The organism is Arthrobacter sp. T572, assembly GCF_056780115.1.
Genome location: NZ_JBRAZQ010000002.1, coordinates 3950456 through 3969905 on the forward strand (window position 1 = coordinate 3950456; position 19450 = coordinate 3969905).

A 19450-nucleotide genomic window follows, 5' to 3' on the forward strand; every position below is an offset into this window, starting at 1 on the left:
CAAAGTCACGTTTTTTCTCCCCTCGTAGACCCAAACGCTCTCTCACCAAACACCCCCTTTCCGGCGATGCTCTCTCACGTGAATCCAGCGTTCCGGAAGGACGTGACAGAGGGTCGGCCCTAAGGGGGCCTTTGGTGAGAGAGGGTCGGCCCTGAGGGGGTCATTGGTGAGAGAGGATCGGGCCCTAAGGGGGTGTTTGGTGAGAGAGGATCGGCCCTAAGGGGGTGTTTGGTGAGAGAGGATCAGGATTCGGCCTGGCGGTCCACCACGAGTTTCTCCAGGGCGGGGAACAGCGGATGCGTCGGGGTCAGTTCCGTGACGCGCTCCACCAGTTCGGCAGCAGGAACCTCGACGAGCATGGTGGAAAGCTCCACGGCCTCGTCATCGGAGCCATCGTCGAAACGAAGGGCCGCTGACATTGCCTCGAGCAGGGCTACCGGAGTTGAGCCACGCTCGGCGAGCTCCGCCGCCGGGCCCACGAAACGCTCATGGCGGCCCAGCTTCCGCAGCGGCGCACGGCCCACACGAACCACGGTGTCCGGCAGGTGCGGATTGGTGAAGCGTGACAGGATCTTCTGCACATACGCTTCCTGCGCAGCTTCCTCGAAGCCGTGCTTGCCGACCAGCAGATCCTTGGTTTCCTCCAGCACCGCCCGCACCTTCGCGGCCACTGAAGGGTCAGCCATGGCGTCGGAGATCTTCTCGAGCCCCGCCTGGTACCCGAAATACGCCGCCGATGCGTGCCCGGTATTCACCGTGAACAGCTTGCGCTCGATGTACGGCCCCAACTCATCCACAAATGTTGCACCCGGAATGACCGGGACGTTCCCGCCAAACGGAGTCCGGTCGATCACCCACTCGAAAAAGGTCTCCACGGTGACATCGAGGCCTTGGCCCGGCGCCTGGTTGGGGACAATGCGGTCCACCGCGGTATTGGCGAAGACAGCCAGGGAATCGAGGTCCCCGGCCGACTCGTCCCAGGCCGCCCGGACTTCCTGGTGCAGGAGGTCCGTGGCGTTGATGGCGTTCTCGCAGGCCATCACCTGCAGCGGTGCCAGGTCAGCGGATCTGGCGGCCAGTCCCCGGGCAATCACCGGAGCCACGAACTTCAGGATGTGCGGCCCCACCGCAGTGGTGACCACGTCCGCCGTCGAGATTTCCTCCACAACCGCGGCCTCCTGCGTGCCCGAGTTGAGCGCCCGGAAACCGTCCACGGTCTTGACCGCGGCGTTCTCGCCGACCTCGTGCACGTCGTAGCTGTCAGCGGATGCAAGCTGGCTGATCAGCGCATCCGCGACATCCGCGAATACCACTTCATAGCCGGCCTCGTGCAGCAGGAGCCCCACGAATCCGCGTCCGATGTTGCCCGCCCCAAAATGGACTGCCTTCACTATGCGTTGACCTTTCCGAACAGCTCCAGGACCTCATCCACCGTGGTTGCCTCCTCCAACTGGGCCACCTGGGCCTTGTTGGTGAAGATCTTGGCAATGGTGGACAGGATGTGGAGGTGCTCATTGTTCAGGCCGGCCACGCCGACCACGAACTTGACCTGCTTGCCGCCCCAGTCGATTCCCTCCGGGTAACGGACGATTGACACTGCCGAATGCTTGATGTGGTCCTTGGCGTCATTGGTGCCGTGCGGGATCGCCAGGAAGCTGCCCATGTACGTGGAGACGGATTCCTCGCGCTCGTGCATGGCGTGCACGTAGCTCACGTCCACGGCACCACGGTCCAGCAGGAGCTGCCCGGCCTCGTCAATCGCGGAATCGCGGTCGCCGGCCTTGCCGTTCAGGACCACACTGTCGCGGAGCAGCACTCCCTTGCCCCCGACGGCGGCAGCCGGCTCAGCGGCATGGGCACCATGGCTCGTCCCCGGCGCGGTACCGGCAGCTCCGGTACCCGCAGCTGCGGCGGCGGGCGCACCGGCGGTGGTTTCCGCCGTCGTGCCTGCGTCACCGCTGTTGCTGGAGCGGACCAGCTCGACGATGTCGTCGTACTTGGGGCTGTTCATGAAGTTGTCCACCGAGTAGTGCACGGCGCTTGAGGTGCGCGGCTGGGCGCGTTCGGTGAGGTCCTCATGGGTCACCACCACGTCGTACGTGTCACTCAGGTTGGCGATGGCCGAGTTGGTGACCTTGACGTCCGGGAACCCGGCCGCCTTGATCTTGTTACGCAGTACGGAGGCTCCCATGGCGCTGGAACCCATGCCGGCGTCGCAAGCGAACACGATGTTCCGGACCGGGCGGGTCAGGACAGTGCCCTCGCCGCGGGTGGCCGCAGCGCCTTCACCGACCAAAGCGGAGGAAACGGAGCTCTTCTTGCCCTTCATGGCTTCCATGCGGGACGTTGCCTCACTGAGGTCGTCCTCGCCCTTGTTCTTGGACGTGCGCAGGATCAGGGATGCGATCAGGAAGGAGACGGCGGTGGCCAGGACAACCGAGAGGATCACGCCGATGTAGCTGTCGCGAGAGGTCTGTGCAATCACCGCGATGATGGATCCAGGTGCAGCGGGAGCAACAAGGCCGGAGTTGGTGATGGCCAAGGTAGCAATGCCGGTCATGCCGCCGCCGATGGCAGCGAGGATAAGGATCGGCTTCATCAGGACGTACGGGAAGTAGATCTCGTGGATGCCGCCGAGGAAGTGGATGATCGCAGCGCCCGGCGCCGACGCCTTGGCTGCACCGCGGCCGAAGAACATGTACGCGAGCAGGATGCCCAGGCCCGGGCCGGGGTTGGCTTCGAGCAGGAACAGGATGGACTTGCCCTGCTCCAGCGACTGCTGGATGCCAAGCGGGGTCAGGACTCCGTGGTTGATGGCGTTGTTGAGGAACAGGACCTTGGCCGGCTCGATGAAGATGCTGGTCAGCGGCAGGAGGCCGTTGTTGACCAGGAACTGCACTACGTTTCCGGCGCCCTGGCTGAACACCGTGACGGCCGGGGAGATGCCGTAGAACCCGAGGAGCGCGAGGATGGCTCCCCAAATACCGGCAGAGAAGTTGTTGACCAGCATCTCGAAGCCGGGGCGGATCTTGCCGTCCCAGATGCGGTCGAGCTGCTTCATGGTCCAGCCACCCAGCGGGCCCATGATCATGGCGCCGATGAACATGGGGATACCGGCGCCGACAATGACACCCATGGTTCCGATGGCACCCACCACGCCACCACGGACGTCGTAGACCATCTTGCCGCCGGTGTAACCGATCAGCAGCGGAAGGAGGTAGGTAATCATGGGGCCAACCAGGCCCACGTTGGGAACTCCCTCGGCATTCGTGCCGAAGCCACCGAGGGCAGGAACGGGGATCCAGCCCTTCTCGATGAAGAGTGCTGTGATCAGGCCCCACGCGATGAAAGCGCCGATGTTGGGCATGATCATGCCGGACAGGAAGGTTCCGAACTTTTGGACGCCAACGCGCAGGCTGGTGCGGGGCTTCGCAACGGTCTCTGTTGCCATGTGAATTCCTAACGTGTGTCCCGCGGCGGCGCGGGGTCAGTCGATATAGATCGAGAGAGCAGCCTTAGGAGCTGCTGGAAATGCGGTGAAGCCATTCCAGGAAGAGCTTCAGTTCAGAGCTGGACAGTTGGTCCGAATGCGAGGCCTGCAGTGCCGCATTCAGGGCGATTGCCGCAACAACCACGGAGGATTTGCCGGAATCCTCCGCTGCGGCGCCACGGGCGGTGTCCGTGGAGACGGCAAAAATCATGGAATCCCGGGTCATGGTGGAAAGCTCCAGGTTCCGTTCCTCCACCGGTTCTGCGATCAGCATGAGCGTGACACCCACGTTGGCCGCGAGGATGCTGCGTGCAGCTTCGCGGGGCGGCACGTTGAGCTGACCGGTGATGGCGGCCTTGTTCAGCATTTCCTCCAGGAGGGCTTCCGCGTCGGCCACGATGGACGGGCGGCTTTCCGGACGGATGTTGCCGAACATCACCAAGTACAGGTGGGGCTGGGTGAGGCCGAACTGGACGTGGTTGTCCCACATCCGCCGGACATCCTCCAGGGGCTCCCCGGACGGTGCAAAATCGCGCTCTCCGGCCACATACTCTTCGAAGCCGGCCGAAACAACGGCGTCGAACAGGCCCTCTTTGTCGCCGAAGTGGTGGTAGAGCGTTGGCGCCGTGACCCCGGCAAGCTTGGTGATCTGGCGCGTTGAGACCGCTGACCCTTCAGAAACCGCCAGCAATTCGGCAGCTGCGCGAAGCAACCGAATTTTGGGCGGAAGCTGGTCATCGAAACTCATAACCGCTACCCTAGCACCTATAGCATTGCTATATGAAGTAGCTCACAAGGGAATTTTGTAAGCTAAGTTTCGCAGGCTCTCGGTGCCGACGCCGGGGGGTCTTGACCAACCAGCAGGAACAGAGGATTCAGTGCAGAATTTCCAGGGAGTAGGGGTAAGCCCGGGCCGCATCATCGGGTCGGTCCGCCAGATGCCCAAGCCAGTCAGCGAACCACCGTCAGGCGAACGGCTCGCCGCGGACGCAAGTCCGGAAGACGCCGTCGCGCGCTTGAAGGCAGCAGCGCAATCCGTCCATGACGAACTGAAGAACCGTGCCGAATCCACCTCCGGTGATGGCAAGGCGGTCCTCGAAGCCACCGCACTCATGGCCAAGGACACCATGCTGCTGAAGTCGGCCACCAAGCTCATCAACGGCGGGACCTCGGCCGAGCGCGCCATCTGGGAAGCCGGTGCATCCGTCTCCGAAATGCTGCACAACCTCGGCGGCTACATGGCCGAGCGCGCCACCGATGTCCTGGATGTCCGTGCCCGCATTGTGGCCGAACTCCGCGGCGTCCCTGCTCCCGGCATCCCCGCCTCCACAACGCCGTTCATCCTCGTGGCCGAAGACCTCGCTCCCGCCGACACCGCAACGCTGAATCCCGACGTCGTGCAGGCGCTGGTTACCTCCGGCGGCGGCCCGCAGTCCCACACCGCCATCATCGCCCGCTCCCTGGGGCTCCCTGCCGTGGTGGCGGCGCACGGTGTGGACGGGATCGCCGACGGCACCGAGATCTATGTGGACGGCGCCGCGGGCTTTGTCGCAGCCTCTCCTTCGGGGGAACAGCGCGCTTCCGCCGCCGCCTGGGCCGAAACCTCCGCCACGCTTGCCTCCTTCGACGGAAACGGCACGACGGCGGACGGCCACCTGGTACCGCTGCTGGCCAACGTCGGAGGTGCCAAGGACGCCGTGGCCGCTGCAGGCCTGGGCGCACAAGGCGTTGGCCTGTTCCGCACGGAATTCTGCTTCCTGGAACGTGACACCGAGCCCTCCGTGGATGAGCAAGCCACGGCCTACAAGGCCGTGTTCGATGCCTTCCCCGGCAAGAAAGTGGTCCTCCGCACGCTGGACGCCGGCGCCGACAAGCCGCTGCCCTTCCTCACGGATGCCACCGAGCCCAACCCTGCGCTGGGTGTCCGCGGCTACCGCACCGACTTCACCACGCCGGGCGTGTTGGAACGGCAGCTCTCCGCGATCGCCCAGGCTGCCTCGGAATCCGAAGCCGATGTCTGGGTCATGGCACCGATGATTTCCACGGCAGCCGAAGCAGGGCGGTTCGCGTCCCTGTGTGCCGCGGCCGGCCTCAAGACCCCCGGCGTCATGGTGGAAGTGCCCTCGGCAGCGTTGACTGCGGCGTCCGTGCTCCGGGAAGTGGGATTCGCATCGCTGGGCACCAACGACCTCACCCAGTACGCCATGGCTGCGGACCGGCAGCTCGGCCCGCTCGCGGAATTGAACACTCCGTGGCAGCCGGCGGTCCTCCGGCTGGTCCAGCTCACCGTGGAAGGCTCGGCGTTGGAAGCGTCCGGCCGCGAAGGGGACAGCAAGCCGATCGGCGTCTGCGGTGAGGCTGCCGCGGACCCGGCCCTCGCCGTCGTCCTCACCGGGCTGGGTGTCTCCACCCTGTCCATGACCGCCCGCTCGCTGGCCGCCGTCGGAACCGTCCTGAAGACGGTCACCCTGGAACAGGCACAGGAACTGGCGCGGCTGGCCCTCTCAGCGCCCAGCGCCACCGAGGCCCGCGAGTGGGTCCGCGCCAAGCTCCCCGTGCTCGAAGAGCTCGGCCTCTAGTCCCGCACGACCAGTTCAGCTACGACCAACCGCAAGGAGAAACCCATGCCCGAACGCACAGCAACCATCGCCAGCAGCTCCGGCCTCCATGCCCGTCCTGCCGCCCTCTTCGCGGAGGCAGCAGGCGAGCAGCCCGTGGATGTCACGATCGCCATGCAGGGCGAACCCGCTGACGAAGCCATGGACGCCGCCAGCATCCTGTCCCTGATGACGCTCGGGGCTGCCAAGGGCGACGTCGTGGTGCTGCGGGCAGAGGGTGAGGGTGCCGACGCTGCGCTGGATGCGCTGGTGAAGCTGCTGGAAACGGACCTGGACGCCGTCTAGCTGTACTGCCCAGGTCCGTTTCGCAGGCTACGGCAAGGCCGTCACCAGCACGTCCTGGTAGGCGGCCCGGCCGTCAAAGACGTTCACGCCCACCCTGCCCGAGGACAGGGCCGTGTCCGTGACGTCGATCAGTTGCGCACCGTCCACCGACACCGTGATCCTGCTGCCGGTGACAGCGGCATCCACGGAGTAGCCCACCCCATGGCCCACGGCGGAAGGCACGCTCGCGAGGACCGTGAACACGCCGTTGACCAGCTTGAACACCCGCACTACGCGGAGGTTGGGGTCCAGGTTCACGTAGTAGGCACTGGATCCGTCCGCAGAGGACCGAAGCAGCATGGAACCCGCACCGCCGTAGCCTTTCTCCGGAGCCAGGTCGCGGTTCAGGAGTTCACCGGCGAAGGCCTCGCCGCCGAACCGCACTGTGGCCTGGACGCGCACGTTGGCATAGGTGGATTGGCTCAGGGCTGTGGAGTCCTTGTCGAACGTACCGGCCAACCCTGCGCCCGTGGCTTCCCACGTTCCGCCGGGCACCACCGCATACGCGCCCAGGTTGTGGCGGGCTGATCCGGTGGCGGGAGGCAGGATGCCCGACGGCGGCGCACTGGTCAGGCGGGCAGTGTCGCTGAGCTGGTGTACTTTGACGGACACCAGCCGGGCATTCCCTCCGGTGGCCGAGAAGGACAGCCCTGTGGAGGACGGGTCCGGGAAGATCAGCGATGTGATGGCTGCCGTGCCGTCACCTCCGAAGACCTCCACCGAGGAAGCATCCACCAGGACCCGCAGCTTGATCCGCCGTTCAGACCCCACCGTGGTGGAAGCCCATGGCGCCGTGGAATTGTCCTGCGCCGAGCCGGCGAAGTACCGGGTGAAGTCCTCCCGCCCGGAGGTTCCGCGGTCCACGGTCAGGGCGGCAGCTCCGGCGTCGTACTTCACGCTGGTCTCCTGCGCACCGGTGGAGCCGTTCCCCTTGCGGAGCCCGAAGGCGAAGGAGGAAGCGCCGCCGGACGATGGGATTCCGACCTCGGCCTCCAGCTCGAACGAACGTCCGGAGGCTCCGGCCAACGGGTTCGCGGAGGCCGGCGTTACCGGGACATCCGAAACCTGCCAGGTGGAACTGCGCAGCGACTGTTCCTCCACAACGGGAGCCTGCGTCAGCCGAAGCCCGGCACCGGGTACATCCACCAGTTTGACCTCGCGCGGTACGGACAGTTGACCGTTCCACCGGCCCGTGGGCGGGCTGAAGGCGTAGTCCCAATTGGACATCCAGCCGATCATGATCCGCCGGTTGTCAGGGGCACCGAAGAAGCTCATGGCGGCGTAGTAGTCCCGGCCATGGTCGGCTTGCAGCACGGTCGAGGCAGGGGTGTCAGGGGTGAAGGACGTACCGTTCCAGCTTCCGGTGACATACTGCGCGGCTGAACCGTTGGTGGCGCGTACTGCCCCTGTACTCCACCACAGGACCCACCTCTTCACGCCGGGCTGTCCCTCCACAGGGAGTTCGAAGAAGTCCGGGCACTCCCAGACCCCGCCCCGCACCCAGTCGCCGTAGCCGAAGGTGCTCTTGAACGTCCAGTGGAGCAGGTCTGTGGAGGAATAGAAGCGGATGTGGTCTCCGCCGGCCACCACCATGACCCACCTGCCGGAGGTCGCGTCCCAGGTGACCTTGGGGTCCCGGAAGTCCCAGCCGCCATTGGGGCCGCCCGGGTTTTCCACCACGGGTGCGGCCTGGACGGTCTGCCAACTGCGGCCCTTGTCCGTGCTGTACGCCGCACGGACCGACTGGTTTCCGTTGGGAGCATCATGGTTGAAGCTCGTGTAGTAGGCGATAAGTCCGGACCCACCCGGAAACAGCCCGCTCGCGTTGGAAGCGTCCACCACGGCCGACCCTGACCACGACTCCCCCGCCGCCATGTGCGGCAACGCGATGGGCAGTTGCTTCCAGTGCAGGAGATCGGAGCTCACCGCGTGGGCCCAGCGTCCACGGTCCTGGTGGAAGAGATGGTACTCACCGTCCAGGTAGACCAGGCCGTTGGGGTCGGAGCTGTTTCCGGAGTTCTGGGTGTAGTGGTAGCCGGGTTGGTAGAGGCCGTTCATATACTGGTCCACGTTGTCCGCGCGGACGCTCTGGAACCAGGCCGTGCCGGTGGCCAGCAACGCAAAGCCCGTGCCTGCAGCGGCTGGAACCTGGCCATTCAGTACGGGGGTGCCATTGATGAGTACCGAGGCTTCCGTACCGCGGGCCGTCAACTGGACGCGGTTGAGCTGCCCCGCTTTGAAGCTGTGGCCCGGCAGGGCGCCGGAGAGCATCAGCGCGGAACTGGCCCGGTTGTACAGTTTGGCGGTTCCCGTCGCCGGGTCCACCCTGAGTTCCAGCCCGCCCGCACCGTCGGCACCGCTGCGGACCACCACTGAGGCGGTCGAGGGCGAGGTGACGGTCAGGTCCAAGGAGGCAACGACGTCGGACGCTACCGCCGGGATGAACCGCACCGCGGTGCCGCTCGCCGCAGAGGCGCGAAGCCCTGCCGCATCCGGCTCCCACGAACCGGCAGGAGTACGCCACCCCTGCAAGGAGGTCTCGAGCCCGCGCAATGTCATGCTCTGGAAGACCGCAGTCCCGTTGTAGGAGCCGACGCCCACGTGCCCGGAAGCTTGCGTGGAATCCGTGGCCGTGATCGAGGGGGTGGCACCGTTGGGGTCCAGGAAGTCGGTCTGCCAGTGGACTGCCAAGTTGCTGCCCAGGGCTGTGACCCGGAGCCGGTAAACCTTGTCCAGGGCGATGGCCGTTGTGTAGGTTCCCAGCGTGGCGTTGTCGGAAACCCGGTAGAGGCGCAGCCTTCCTGCGTTGGGATCGACCTCTGCCGCATACCCGTTGGTACCCGACGCGTTGGTCCGGAACAACACCGTGCCCACGCCGTACTGGGACGTCACCTGGATGTCCGTGGCAAAGTCCACGTCCGTGGGCGACTGGCCGGTGGCGATGGCGCGGATGTTGGTGTTCGCCGGAGCGGCGCCGCGGAAGCCGGTAGCCGTGGCCGACCATCCGCCCCCGGTGAGGCCCCACCCGTGGACATTCGCATCGATGGTCCGGACGCCCGGTGTCCCGAAGGCCACAGTCCCGTTGAACGCGTGGAGTCCCACCCGGCCGGATTCATAGCGGTGGTCCGTGGCGTCAATGCGGGAGACTCCGTCCACTGCAACGTAGATCCGCGGCCCGTCCACGTGGACATCCACGTTGTAGGACTGCCCGGTGTTCAGCGGCAGCGGTACGGGTGCCACAATGTCCTGGCCGTTCGCGAGGTCGAACAACCTCACCCGGTCCAGGTTGGGGTCGATCGTGGCTGCGTAGCCTGCGCCGGCGTCGGGAGTCGCCCGGAAAACCAGCGCCCCCACACCGTAAGGGCTGCCGCCGTCGACCTTCACGGAGGCTGTGTAGCGGGCGGTGCCGGCAATCACCTGCTCGCTGGTTGCCGCCGCGTTCTGCCCGGAAGGCGCGACGGCGGTGTACCCGCCCTGCGCTGTCCGGGTCCACGTGCCGCTGGTGCCGGCGACGTCGGGGATGGGACTGGTGGTGCTGTTGAGGGTGACGGGCGCGGGGTTGAGCGCCACTGCCGGGGCAGTGACTCCCGTCCCCGCGAAGCCGACACCGAGGACCGCTGCTGTGAGGCCCGCAACTATTCTCTTGTGCATAACAGATCGCCTTTGATCTCGAAGTGAGAGAGCGTTCCCCGGAACCTGCGTTTTAGTGAGAGAGAGTCCGGGGAAAACGCCGATTAGGTGATAGAGCGTTGGTGCTACGGGAAGAGGGTGCGGGTACCTCCTTGGGGTTGGGTGGCTTGGGGTTGGGTGGCTTGGGGTTGGGTGGCTTGGGGTTGGGCGGCTTGGGCTGTGGGAGCGGTCCAGATATCGGCCATCGTCCAGGCGTCGAAGCTGAGCAGGCGCACGGTTCCGGCCGCCGCTGACACGGTGACGTTCCCGCCGCCGAGCGTGGGATACACCCGGGCCGTGAGCGGCTTGCCGTTGGCGAAGATCTCGACGGCGGACCGGTCCACCAGGACGCGCAGGCGCACGTGCCCGTCGGCCAGGGGAACGGGTCCGGACTTCTCCTCCACATCCACCTCATCCAGTGCCGGGGCCGCCGCCCCAGCAGCCGGGGCGAGGCTGCTCCGGGTGCGGTCCAGGCGCAGGACGCCGTCCGGCTGCGTTGGATCCACAGGCCGTGACAGCTCCACCACCGTGGTCTCGGCACCGTCATCGGACGTGAGCACGGCCAACCGGAACACCGCCCCCGGCGACAGCTGCACCTCAAGTTCCAGGTCAAGCTGCCTGCCGCGGACTCCGGTATCCACGGGCGTCCCGGCGCCCACCAGCACCCGGCCCGGCAGGCTCACCTGCTCCTGGCGCAGCGCGGTGATCCCAGGCACCGGGGCAAACTTGAGGGTGCCGTCGTCCGCCAGCGACACCACGCGCGGCAGGCTCATCACACCGGACCAGCCGGCCTCCACCATGGCTGCGTCGGACCGCCCTTCCTGCATCCAGCCGAACATGATCCGGCGCCCGGATTCGTCCAGGAAAGACTGCGGCGCATAGAAGAACCGGCCACCGTAGTCCAGGCGGTGCAGGGCAGCGGGTTCGAACGAGTCCCCCGTGTACCTGCCGGTCCAGTACAGCGGGTGGCGGGTGTCGCCGTCGTTCCATGCCGAGAAGACCAGCACATCGGGTGAGCCATCCTCCGGCACCGACCCCAGGGAACCAGTCCCGGCACGGAACAGGTCCACGCATTCCCACATGGTGCCGGTCCAGTGGTTGCCGGCAGGGTCGCCCTGGGAGGCATCCCCGATCACCAGCGGACCCACGTAGTCCCAGGTCCGGAGGTCCGCGGACTCGTAGAGGAACGCCGTCCCGCCCCGCCCGCGGATGCCCGAACCCACCAGCTGCCGCCACACGGCGCCCTCGCGCCACACGCAGTGGTCCCGGTAGGCGGTGATGTCCACGCCGGCGGGCGGGGCGGCGATGACGGGGTTCTGCGGAATCTTGGTCCACGTGGCCAGATCGGGCGACCCCACGGCGACGCACGGCAGTTCGCGCTCGCCGAGGCGGCCGGAGTAGACGATCGTGGGCGTGCCGCCGTCGTTCACCAACACGCCGGACCAGCAGCCGTCCGCATCCGGACCCGCCGACGGTTCCAGCGCCACCGGCTGGTCGGTCCAGGTGACCAGGTCGGTGCTGGTGGCGTGGCCCCACTGGATGCGGTGGTGGAAGGCGCCCTCGGGGTTGTACTGGTAGAAGAGGTGGTAGGTGCCGTCCCACTGGCAGACCCCGTTGGGGTCGTTGAGCCAGCCGGCCGGTGCAACGAAATGGAAACGCGGCCGCAACGGGTCGGCTTCGGCACGGGCAACCAGCTCGTCGCGGGGAACCGTGGCGAGCGGGTGGGTCAGTTCAGTCATGCGGAAGCCTTCTTTTCGTTAAGGTTCGACGCCGGGTGGCCGGGTCCAGCGGGCTGCCCGGTTGCCGGTTCACTGGCGAGCGCGTGCCCGCCCGCGCCGGAGCTGGGCCGGTAGAGGTGGCAGCGGACCCAGTGCCTGCAGGCAGGGTCGCCGATCCGGTGGCGGACCGGTTGGTGGGCCGAGCACGGCTGGTCAGGGTCGCCGTTGTACGGGCAGTGCGTGGAGGCCATGACGGCCTGCCGCAGTTCGGCGCGGCGGACGGGGTCGTAGGACCCGGCGCGCGACGGGTCCGGAACCGCTGACACCAGGAGCTGCGTGTACGGATGGGCGGGGTTGGCCAGCAGGTTCAGGGACTCCCCTTCCTCCACCAGTTCCCCGGCGAACATCACGGCCGTGCGATCGGCCAGGTATCGGGCGGAGGCGAGGTCGTGGGTGATGTACAGCATGGAGATGCCTTGCTCGTCCCGCAGCTTCCGCATCAGGTTCAGCACGCCGATCCGGACGGAAACATCCAGCATGGAGGTGGGCTCATCGGCAAGGATCACCGCGGGCTCCACCGCCAGCGCGCGGGCAATGGCCACGCGCTGCCGCTGCCCGCCGGAGAGCTCGTGCGGGTAGGAGTTCAGCATGTCCGCCTGCAGGCCCACGGTGGTCATGAGCTCCTCCAGCCGCTCCTGGATTCCGGTGCCGGTACCGCCCTTGCCGGTACCGCCCTTGCCGTGGATGGCCAGCGAGTGCCGCAGGAAATGTTCGATCCTGTGGGCCGGGTTCAGGGAGCCGAAGGGGTCCTGGAACACCATTTGCAGCTGGGATCGGAACGCCCGTGAGGCCTGGAAACGGTCGCGCTTGAGGACATCCACGCCGTCCACCAGGATGGCGCCTTCGCTCGGCTTCTCCAGCCGTGCCACACACCGGGCCAGGGTGCTTTTGCCGGAACCGGACTCCCCCACCAGGGCAACGATCTCGCCGCGGCCGATTGACAGGTCCACTCCGTGGAGCGCACGGACGGACTGGCGGGAGAACAGGCCGCCGACAGGGAACGACTTGCCCAGTCCGCGGACTTCAAGGGCTGGCGCCTGGCCGGCAGGTGCCGTGGATGTGCTTGCCTGGACGGCCGCGTGGCTCATCGGACAGCTCCTTCCAGGAAGAGCGGATCGGAAGTGGTGACGTCGGCATTGAAGGGGGCCACGAAATGGCCGGGTGCTGCTTCGGCGAGGTCGGGGATGTTCCGGAACTTCACGCCGTCGGGCAATCCCGCCAACGGAAGCCGGGGACCGGTGAGGGGCGGGAACGCTCCCATGAGGGCCTGCGTGTAGGGGTGGCGGGGGTCCTTGTAGACGTCCTGCGCTTTGGCGGTTTCCACGATGCGCCCGCCGTACATCACGGCCATGCGGTGGGACAGTTCCACCATGAGGGACATGTCGTGGGTGATAAAGAGGACGGAGAAGCCCAGTTCGCGCTGCAGGTCCTTGATTTGGGCCATGATCTCCTGCTGCACCACCACATCCAGGGCGGTGGTGGGTTCGTCGAGAATCAGCAGGGAGGGCTTGAGGGCCACGGCCATGGCGATCACGGCCCGTTGGCGCATGCCGCCGGAGAGCTGGTGCGGGTAGGACTTGAGGCGGGACCGGTCGATCCGGACCAGTTCCAGCAGTTCGCCGGCCCGTCGCAGCGACTCCTTGAGCGAGTAGCCGGCATGGGTGGTGAAGATGTCCACGATCTGTTCACCGATGGTCAGGACCGGGTTGAGGGAGTTCATGGCGGACTGGAAGACCATGGCGACGTCCTGCCACCGGAACCTCCGCAGTTCCTCCGGGCCCATGGCCAGGACGTCCTTCCCGCCGAAGGAGATGCTGCCGCCTGCGATCTTTGCCGGGTCCTTGAGCAGGCGCATGATCGAGTTGGCGATGGTTGACTTTCCACACCCGGACTCACCCGCCAGGCCGAACACCTCGCCCGTGCCGATACTGAAGGAGACGCGGTCCACGGCGGTGGTGGAGCGGGTGTCGCCGACGTACTGGACAGTGAGGTTCCTGACCTCGAGGACGGGCTCGTGGGAGCCGAAGGAAACCTGTGAAACAGTCACAGTGCCGCGCTCCTTTCTGCGGTGGCGTGGGCTCCGCGGGTCGTGGCCACGGCGGTTGGCTTCCGGATCTTGCGGAGACGGGGGTTGGTGATCTCGTCCACGGCGTAGTTGATGAGGGCCAGGGCGAAAGCGACGAGCGCGATGCACACCCCGGATGGCACGAAGACCCACCAGCTTCCTGTGAGCAGTGCGCCCTCGTTGCCGGCCCAGAACAGGTTGTTGCCCCAGGAGACCGTGCTGACATCGCCCAGGCCCAGGAACTCCAGGCCCGCCTGGGCGCCGATTCCGTAGATGACGCAGGCCAGGAGCGTGCCCATGACGATCGAGGCCATGTTCGGCAGGATTTCGCGGAACATGATGCGGCCTGCCCGTTCCCCGGAGACCACGGCGGCTGCCACGAAGTCCTTGGAGCGGATGGACAGGGCCTGCGAGCGCAGCACCCGGGCGGAGCCGGCCCACCCGGTGACGATCAGCACCAGGATCACGGTGCCAAGCCCCGGTGGGAGGAATGCTGCCAGGATGACCAGCAGCGGCAGGCCGGGCAGCAGGAGGAAGACGTTGGTTACCAGCGACAGGGCATCGTCGATGAACTTGCCGAAGTACGCCGAGGCCAGCCCTACGAGTATCCCGATGAAGGTGGAGGCGAAGCCGACCGTCAGTCCCACCAGCAGGGAGCTGCGGGCTCCGTGGATGGTCAGGGCCAGCACGTCCTGTCCTTTGGCGGTGGTGCCCAGCAGGTGTTCGGCGTCGGGCTCCATGGAAGCCATCGCGGTGATCCGGGAAGGATCGCCCGGGAACAGGACGGGGGCAAGGAGGGCCAGCACAATGAACACGACCATCACGGCCATGCCGGACAAGGCCTTCTTGTTGCCGAGCAGCCCGCGGAGGAAACTGCGGTTGCTTTTGGGTTTGGCAGCGGCCTTGGTGGGCTGCTGCAGGATTGCGGTTGCCATGATGTTTCCTCCTAGTTGCTGCGCACGCGGGGGTCGAGGCGGACGTAGAGGATGTCCACCAGGAAGTTGGCCAGCAGCACGGCCGCGGTGATGGTCAGGAACAGCCCTTGCATGAGCGGATAGTCCAGGCCCTGCACGGCGTTGAGGAGCTGGTAGCCGACGCCGGGGTAGGCGAACACCACCTCGGTGAGGAGCGCACCTCCCACCACAAACCCCAGGCCCATCCCAAAGCTCGTCACCGACGGCAGCATGGCGTTGCGGGCGGCGTAGCGGAGCATGATGCGTCCCGGGCGAAGCCCCTTGGCCTCGGCCATCAGGATGTAGTCCTCGGAGTTCGTGGCGATCATGGTGTTGCGCATCCCCAACATCCAGCCGCCGATCGAGACCAGCACGATCGTCAACGCGGGCAGCACCAGGTGCGCACCGACGTCGCCGATGAACTCCCACGTAAACCCGGGCTCCAAACCGTCGGAGAACGCGTGGCGGATCGGGAACCAGCCCAGCACCACGCCGAACAGGTACAGCGCCCCCATGGCCAGCCAGAAGTACGGAAAGGAACCGATGAACACCAGCACCGGCGGGAGTGCGGAGTCGATCGCCCCGCCGCGCCGCCAGGCTGCCACGATCCCCAGCAGGTTGCCCACGACGGCGGCAATCACCAGCGCGGTCCCGCCCAGCAGGAGGGTCCAGCCGATCTGGGAGGAGATGACCTCCGTCACCGGGGTGGGGAACCGGGAAATGGAGACGCCCATCTGGCCGGTGAAGACGTTGTGCAGGTAGTCGACGTACTGCTCCCAGATGGGGCGGTCGTCAACGCCCAGCAGTTTGCGCAGGGCCTCGATCTGTTCGGGCTGCATTCTGTCCTGGGAGCGGGCAAACATGCGGGACACGGGGTCGCCGGGCATGAAGCGCGGGAGCAGGAAATTCAAGGTGATGGATGCCCAGAAGGCGATCAGGTAGAAACCCAGTCGGCGCAGGATGAAGCGCACGGTTTCCCTCCAATTCGGGAATTGCGGAGACGTTTGGGGGCACGCCCGGCGGGCTGTCCTTCGGCGACGAGGCCGCCGGGCGTGCGGTGGATAGCCGGCTACGCTACTTGCGCGGTTCCAGCGTGGTCAGGACGAGCACCGTGGTGGGAGCCCGGACGGACAGGGTGGCGTACGGGTTGTCCTGGGTGGGCCAGCCGGTGAAGCGGGTGTCGTTGAACGCGCCCCACTCGGGGCCGGAGAAGAGCGGCACCAGGGGTGCGACGTCGTTGTACTCTTCCTGGAGCTTGTTGGCGATGTCCTTCTGCTTGGACTCATCGGACTCTGCAGCGAACTCGGCCAGCAGGGCATCAGCCTTGGGGTCGCCGAAGCGGTGGTAGTTGTCGAAGGTCTTGGTGCCCACCGGCTTCACGGTCGCCGAACCCATGGAGGTGTTGAAGTACTTGTACGGGCTGGGATCGTTGGCGGACCACACAATGCCGGAATCGAAGTCGCCGGTCTCGTACCCGGCCACCACGGCAGCCCAGTCCGGGGAATCGACCTTGGCGGTCACACCGATTTCAGCGAGGTTCTGGGCGATCACGTTGGCCACGGACAGCCAGTCTGAGGAGGAAGCGCCCACGGAGATCTTGAACTCGAACGGCGTGCCGTCCTTCAGCGTGCGCTTGCCGTCCGCGCCCTTCGAGTAGCCGGCCTTGTCCAGGAGTTCGTTGGCTTTCTGGACATCGTGGTTGGTCCAGGTGCAGTTGTCCTTGACCGTGCTGTTTTTCCAGGTCTCGTAGTTACCGGAGAGGCCCGTGCAGTCTGCCGGCTTGGCGTAACCGCTCATGCCAATCTTGGTCACCTGGTCGCGGTCCACGGCCATGCTGAGCGCCTTGCGGACATCAACGTCGTTGAACGGCGCCTTGGTGGTGTTGAGCTGCCAGTTGATCATGGCGCCCGTGGGAGGGAACCAGTACTGGCGGTGTTCCTTGTCCTTGGAAACGAACGTCTTTTCGATGTTCGGGATGTACTGCGGGGCCCAGTCCACGTCGCCGTTCGCAGCGGCGAGGTTGGCGCCGTCGTTGCCCGCGAAGGCGAGCATCTTGATGCCGGCGATCTTTTGCTTTTCCGGCTGCCAGTAGTTGGGGTTCTTCTTCAGAACGAAGGACTGGGCCTGGAAGCTGTCCACCTCCGTGTAGGGTCCGGTGCCCACAGGCTTGGCGTTCGGGTCCTTTTCCGGGTCCGCCAGGGCTGACCAGATGTGCTTGGGCAGGATGGTGAGCTGGCCGACGTCGTACAAGGCCGGAGACCACGGCTTGTTGAAGGCGAAAGTGACCTTGTTGCCTTCTGCCGTCACGGTGTCCAGGTATTCGAAACCGCCCTTGAGCTTCTTCTGGAGTTCAAAGGTGTAGGCCACGTCATCGCCTGTCAGCGGCTGGCCGTCCGACCACTTCACGCCATCGCGCAGGGTGAAGGTGATGGACTTGCCGTCCTCGGCCGCCTTCCACTCCGTTGCCAGCCACGGCACTGTGTCGCCCTTGGCCGGGTTGAAGATCAGCAGGGATTCGTAGATGGACTGCTGGACCATCGGGTTCACCGTGGGAGCGAACGGGTTGAAGTTCTGGACGAACGTGCCCATGTCCTCGCGCGGAATGGTGAGGAGCGCGCTCGCGTTCGCTCCGGCGTCGTTGTTCTTGTTTCCGCCCGTGGCGGCGCAGCCGGTCAGCAGCATGGCGCCCACCGCCAGGCTGGCCGCCGTGATCCGGGCAGCCCTGAGGAATCGGGGTTGTGTCATGATGGGTATCTCTTTCCTGTCTTCATCGTCCGAGGTGAAGGAATGGGTGAGGGGTTTGCTCTTCGGAAGTGATTTCGCGGTCAGACCGAGGAGCGTTCTAGCAGCGGACAGTCGACCAATTGCTGGTCGGCAGTGATCGGCTGTCCTGCTGTGAGAGCGGCGAGCGTCCTGACTCCCAGGGCGCCCATTTGTTCGAACGGCAACGCAACCGTGGTCAGTTTTGGCCTGAGGTAGGCCGCGATCAGTTCCTGGTTGTCGAAGCCGATCACGGCGATATCTCCGGGGATGGTCAGGCCCCGTTCCTTGATGGCGTCGTAGGCGCCCATCGCCATGCGGTCGTTGAGGCAGAACAGGGCGGTCGGCCTGCCTGCACCCACCGGATAGTGGTCCAGGATGCGGCCGGCTGCCTCATAGCCGCCGTCCGCGGTCGCGTTCCCGGAAACCACCAGGTCAGGGTCCAGCTCCAGCCCGGCGTTGGCGAGTGCTTCGCGGGCACCCTCCAGCCGGCCCACTGCTGCGGGGATGTCCGGGTCCAGGTTGATAACGCCGATCCTGCGGTGGCCGGCTTGGAGCAAACGCTCGACGGCGACCCGTCCCCCGGCGCGTTCGTCCGGGACGATCGAGGGCAGCTTTCCGTCGGCGTCGAAGCAGTTGATCAGTACGGTGGGTACCTCGCTGGCGCTCTGCGGGACGTGAACGCCACGATGATACGTGGCCGCGTAAAGAAGTCCTTCCACTCGTTGTTCCAGCAGCTTTTCGATGGCTGCATCTTCCATGCCCTGGTTGGGTCCTGCTGCGTCGGCCTGGTCGGAGGGCGCGATCAGCAGGAACCGCCGGTCAAGCCACGCCTGGTCCTGGGCTCCCTTGATGATGTCCACGGCGAACGGTGCCGTGACGATCTCGGTGACGATCCCGTACCAGTCGCTGCGTTGGGATGCCAGCGCCCGGGCTCCGGCATTGGGGCGGTAGCCCAGATCCTGCACGGCCTGGTTGATGCGGGTGCGCGTTTCCTCGGAGATGCTGGCATTTTCGCGGTTGCTCAGCACGAACGAGACTGCGGTCCTGGAGACGCCTGCGTGCTTGGCGACGTCATTCATGGTGACGCCCCTTTGCCGCACGGCTGCAGCTTGCTTGGGTGTGGTGCTTTTCGCCATTGAATGCTCCGGGATCCTGATTAGGTAACGCGCGTTACTTCGAACGTGTGATTTAGGTTACGCGCGTTACCTCCTGACTGTCAACGGGTCCTCCTGACACGTTTTCATGGCGCGGCCGGATACCCTGCACTGCGCACGGCCAGTGCTTGCAGCGGAACGGCGTCATGGCGGGCAAAGTGGCGCGCTAGGCTTCTGCCATGGCATTGATAGCTCCCCGCGTCACGCCCGGGCTCCCGGCCGAGGACGCCCGGAAACTCGCGCGCTCCCTGCAGGACAGCAACGACATCACTGTGTTTGTGGACGGCACGGTCCATCGCCTCCCCGACCAGGCGAGGGACGCCGTCGTGGATCTTCTCGCACGCCTCAGCCGGGGCGAAGCGGTCACCGTGGGCAGCGTGGAAGAAATGCTCACGACGTCCCAGGCAGCGGAGCTGGCGGGAATCTCGCACACCTACCTGCGCAATATGACCGATCGGGGCGAGATCCCCGTGGAATATCGCGGCACGCACCGCCGCATCCGCCAGGCCGCGATCATGACCTGGCTGGAAACCCAGAAACGGAAGCAGGAAGAGGCCGGTTCCAAGGCCCCGCCGGACGGCACGCAACAGGCGTCGGGATGACGTCGGAGTGATAAGGATCAAGCAACGATCCCAG

General features: G+C 65.9%; 14 protein-coding genes. 3 read left to right on the plus strand and 11 right to left on the minus strand.

The genetic code is table 11. The annotated features are described in order from the left end of the window. Window positions 1-242 precede the first annotated feature (242 nt). The 3 genes from ACUYMZ_RS19460 to ACUYMZ_RS19470 all read right to left on the minus strand — a co-directional run bounded on the left by ACUYMZ_RS19460 (window position 243) and on the right by ACUYMZ_RS19470 (window position 4238). Window positions 243-1391, minus strand: a complete 1149-nt coding sequence (locus ACUYMZ_RS19460) for a mannitol-1-phosphate 5-dehydrogenase (RefSeq protein WP_481605408.1) — start codon at window positions 1389-1391, stop codon at window positions 243-245. Then, on the minus strand, window positions 1391-3451 hold the full coding sequence (locus tag ACUYMZ_RS19465) for a PTS mannitol transporter subunit IICBA (protein WP_481605410.1): 2061 nt from the start codon (window positions 3449-3451) through the stop codon (window positions 1391-1393). Before ACUYMZ_RS19465 ends, ACUYMZ_RS19460 begins: the two co-directional genes overlap by 1 nt. Before the next feature lie 64 nt (window positions 3452-3515). Continuing rightward, window positions 3516-4238, minus strand: a complete 723-nt coding sequence (locus tag ACUYMZ_RS19470; RefSeq protein ID WP_481605412.1) for a TetR/AcrR family transcriptional regulator — start codon at window positions 4236-4238, stop codon at window positions 3516-3518. A gap of 130 nt (window positions 4239-4368) precedes the next feature. On the opposite strand from ACUYMZ_RS19470, the gene ptsP reads away from it, so the two are divergent. Both ptsP and ACUYMZ_RS19480 read left to right on the plus strand, forming a co-directional pair. Then, on the plus strand, window positions 4369-6069 hold the full coding sequence (gene ptsP, locus ACUYMZ_RS19475; protein WP_481605414.1) for a phosphoenolpyruvate--protein phosphotransferase: 1701 nt from the start codon (window positions 4369-4371) through the stop codon (window positions 6067-6069). A 45-nt stretch (window positions 6070-6114) separates the two neighbouring features. Beyond that, the gene (locus ACUYMZ_RS19480; protein ID WP_426004625.1) at window positions 6115-6393 is read left to right on the plus strand and encodes an HPr family phosphocarrier protein; all 279 of its coding nucleotides are present in this window, start codon (window positions 6115-6117) and stop codon (window positions 6391-6393) included. Between the two features lie 27 nt (window positions 6394-6420). Here ACUYMZ_RS19480 and ACUYMZ_RS19485 read toward each other — a convergent pair whose 3' ends face one another. The 8 genes from ACUYMZ_RS19485 to ACUYMZ_RS19520 all read right to left on the minus strand — a co-directional run bounded on the left by ACUYMZ_RS19485 (window position 6421) and on the right by ACUYMZ_RS19520 (window position 18796). Continuing rightward, entirely contained in the window at window positions 6421-10083 is a 3663-nt protein-coding gene (locus ACUYMZ_RS19485; RefSeq protein ID WP_481605416.1) for a glycoside hydrolase family 32 protein, read from the minus strand. 104 nt (window positions 10084-10187) lie between these two features. After that, window positions 10188-11840 carry a glycoside hydrolase family 32 protein gene (locus ACUYMZ_RS19490; protein ID WP_481605418.1) on the minus strand — a complete coding sequence of 551 codons (1653 nt, stop codon included), beginning with the start codon at window positions 11838-11840 and terminating at the stop codon, window positions 10188-10190. After that, on the minus strand, window positions 11837-12967 hold the full coding sequence (locus ACUYMZ_RS19495; RefSeq protein WP_481605420.1) for an ATP-binding cassette domain-containing protein: 1131 nt from the start codon (window positions 12965-12967) through the stop codon (window positions 11837-11839). Before ACUYMZ_RS19495 ends, ACUYMZ_RS19490 begins: the two co-directional genes overlap by 4 nt. Further along, entirely contained in the window at window positions 12964-13926 is a 963-nt protein-coding gene (locus ACUYMZ_RS19500; RefSeq protein ID WP_481605422.1) for an ABC transporter ATP-binding protein, read from the minus strand. Before ACUYMZ_RS19500 ends, ACUYMZ_RS19495 begins: the two co-directional genes overlap by 4 nt. After that, window positions 13923-14879 carry an ABC transporter permease gene (locus ACUYMZ_RS19505; RefSeq protein WP_481605424.1) on the minus strand — a complete coding sequence of 319 codons (957 nt, stop codon included), beginning with the start codon at window positions 14877-14879 and terminating at the stop codon, window positions 13923-13925. Before ACUYMZ_RS19505 ends, ACUYMZ_RS19500 begins: the two co-directional genes overlap by 4 nt. An 11-nt stretch (window positions 14880-14890) precedes the next feature. Next, window positions 14891-15868 (minus strand): ABC transporter permease, encoded by a 978-nt coding sequence (locus tag ACUYMZ_RS19510; RefSeq protein ID WP_481605426.1) that lies wholly within the window; start codon window positions 15866-15868, stop codon window positions 14891-14893. A 103-nt stretch (window positions 15869-15971) separates the two neighbouring features. Next, on the minus strand, window positions 15972-17642 hold the full coding sequence (locus ACUYMZ_RS19515) for an ABC transporter substrate-binding protein (RefSeq protein WP_481605428.1): 1671 nt from the start codon (window positions 17640-17642) through the stop codon (window positions 15972-15974). An 80-nt stretch (window positions 17643-17722) separates the two neighbouring features. After that, window positions 17723-18796 carry a LacI family DNA-binding transcriptional regulator gene (locus ACUYMZ_RS19520; RefSeq protein WP_481605430.1) on the minus strand — a complete coding sequence of 358 codons (1074 nt, stop codon included), beginning with the start codon at window positions 18794-18796 and terminating at the stop codon, window positions 17723-17725. Between the two features lie 197 nt (window positions 18797-18993). On the opposite strand from ACUYMZ_RS19520, the gene ACUYMZ_RS19525 reads away from it, so the two are divergent. Continuing rightward, window positions 18994-19416, plus strand: a complete 423-nt coding sequence (locus ACUYMZ_RS19525) for a helix-turn-helix domain-containing protein (RefSeq protein ID WP_481605431.1) — start codon at window positions 18994-18996, stop codon at window positions 19414-19416. Window positions 19417-19450: the final 34 nt, after the last annotated feature.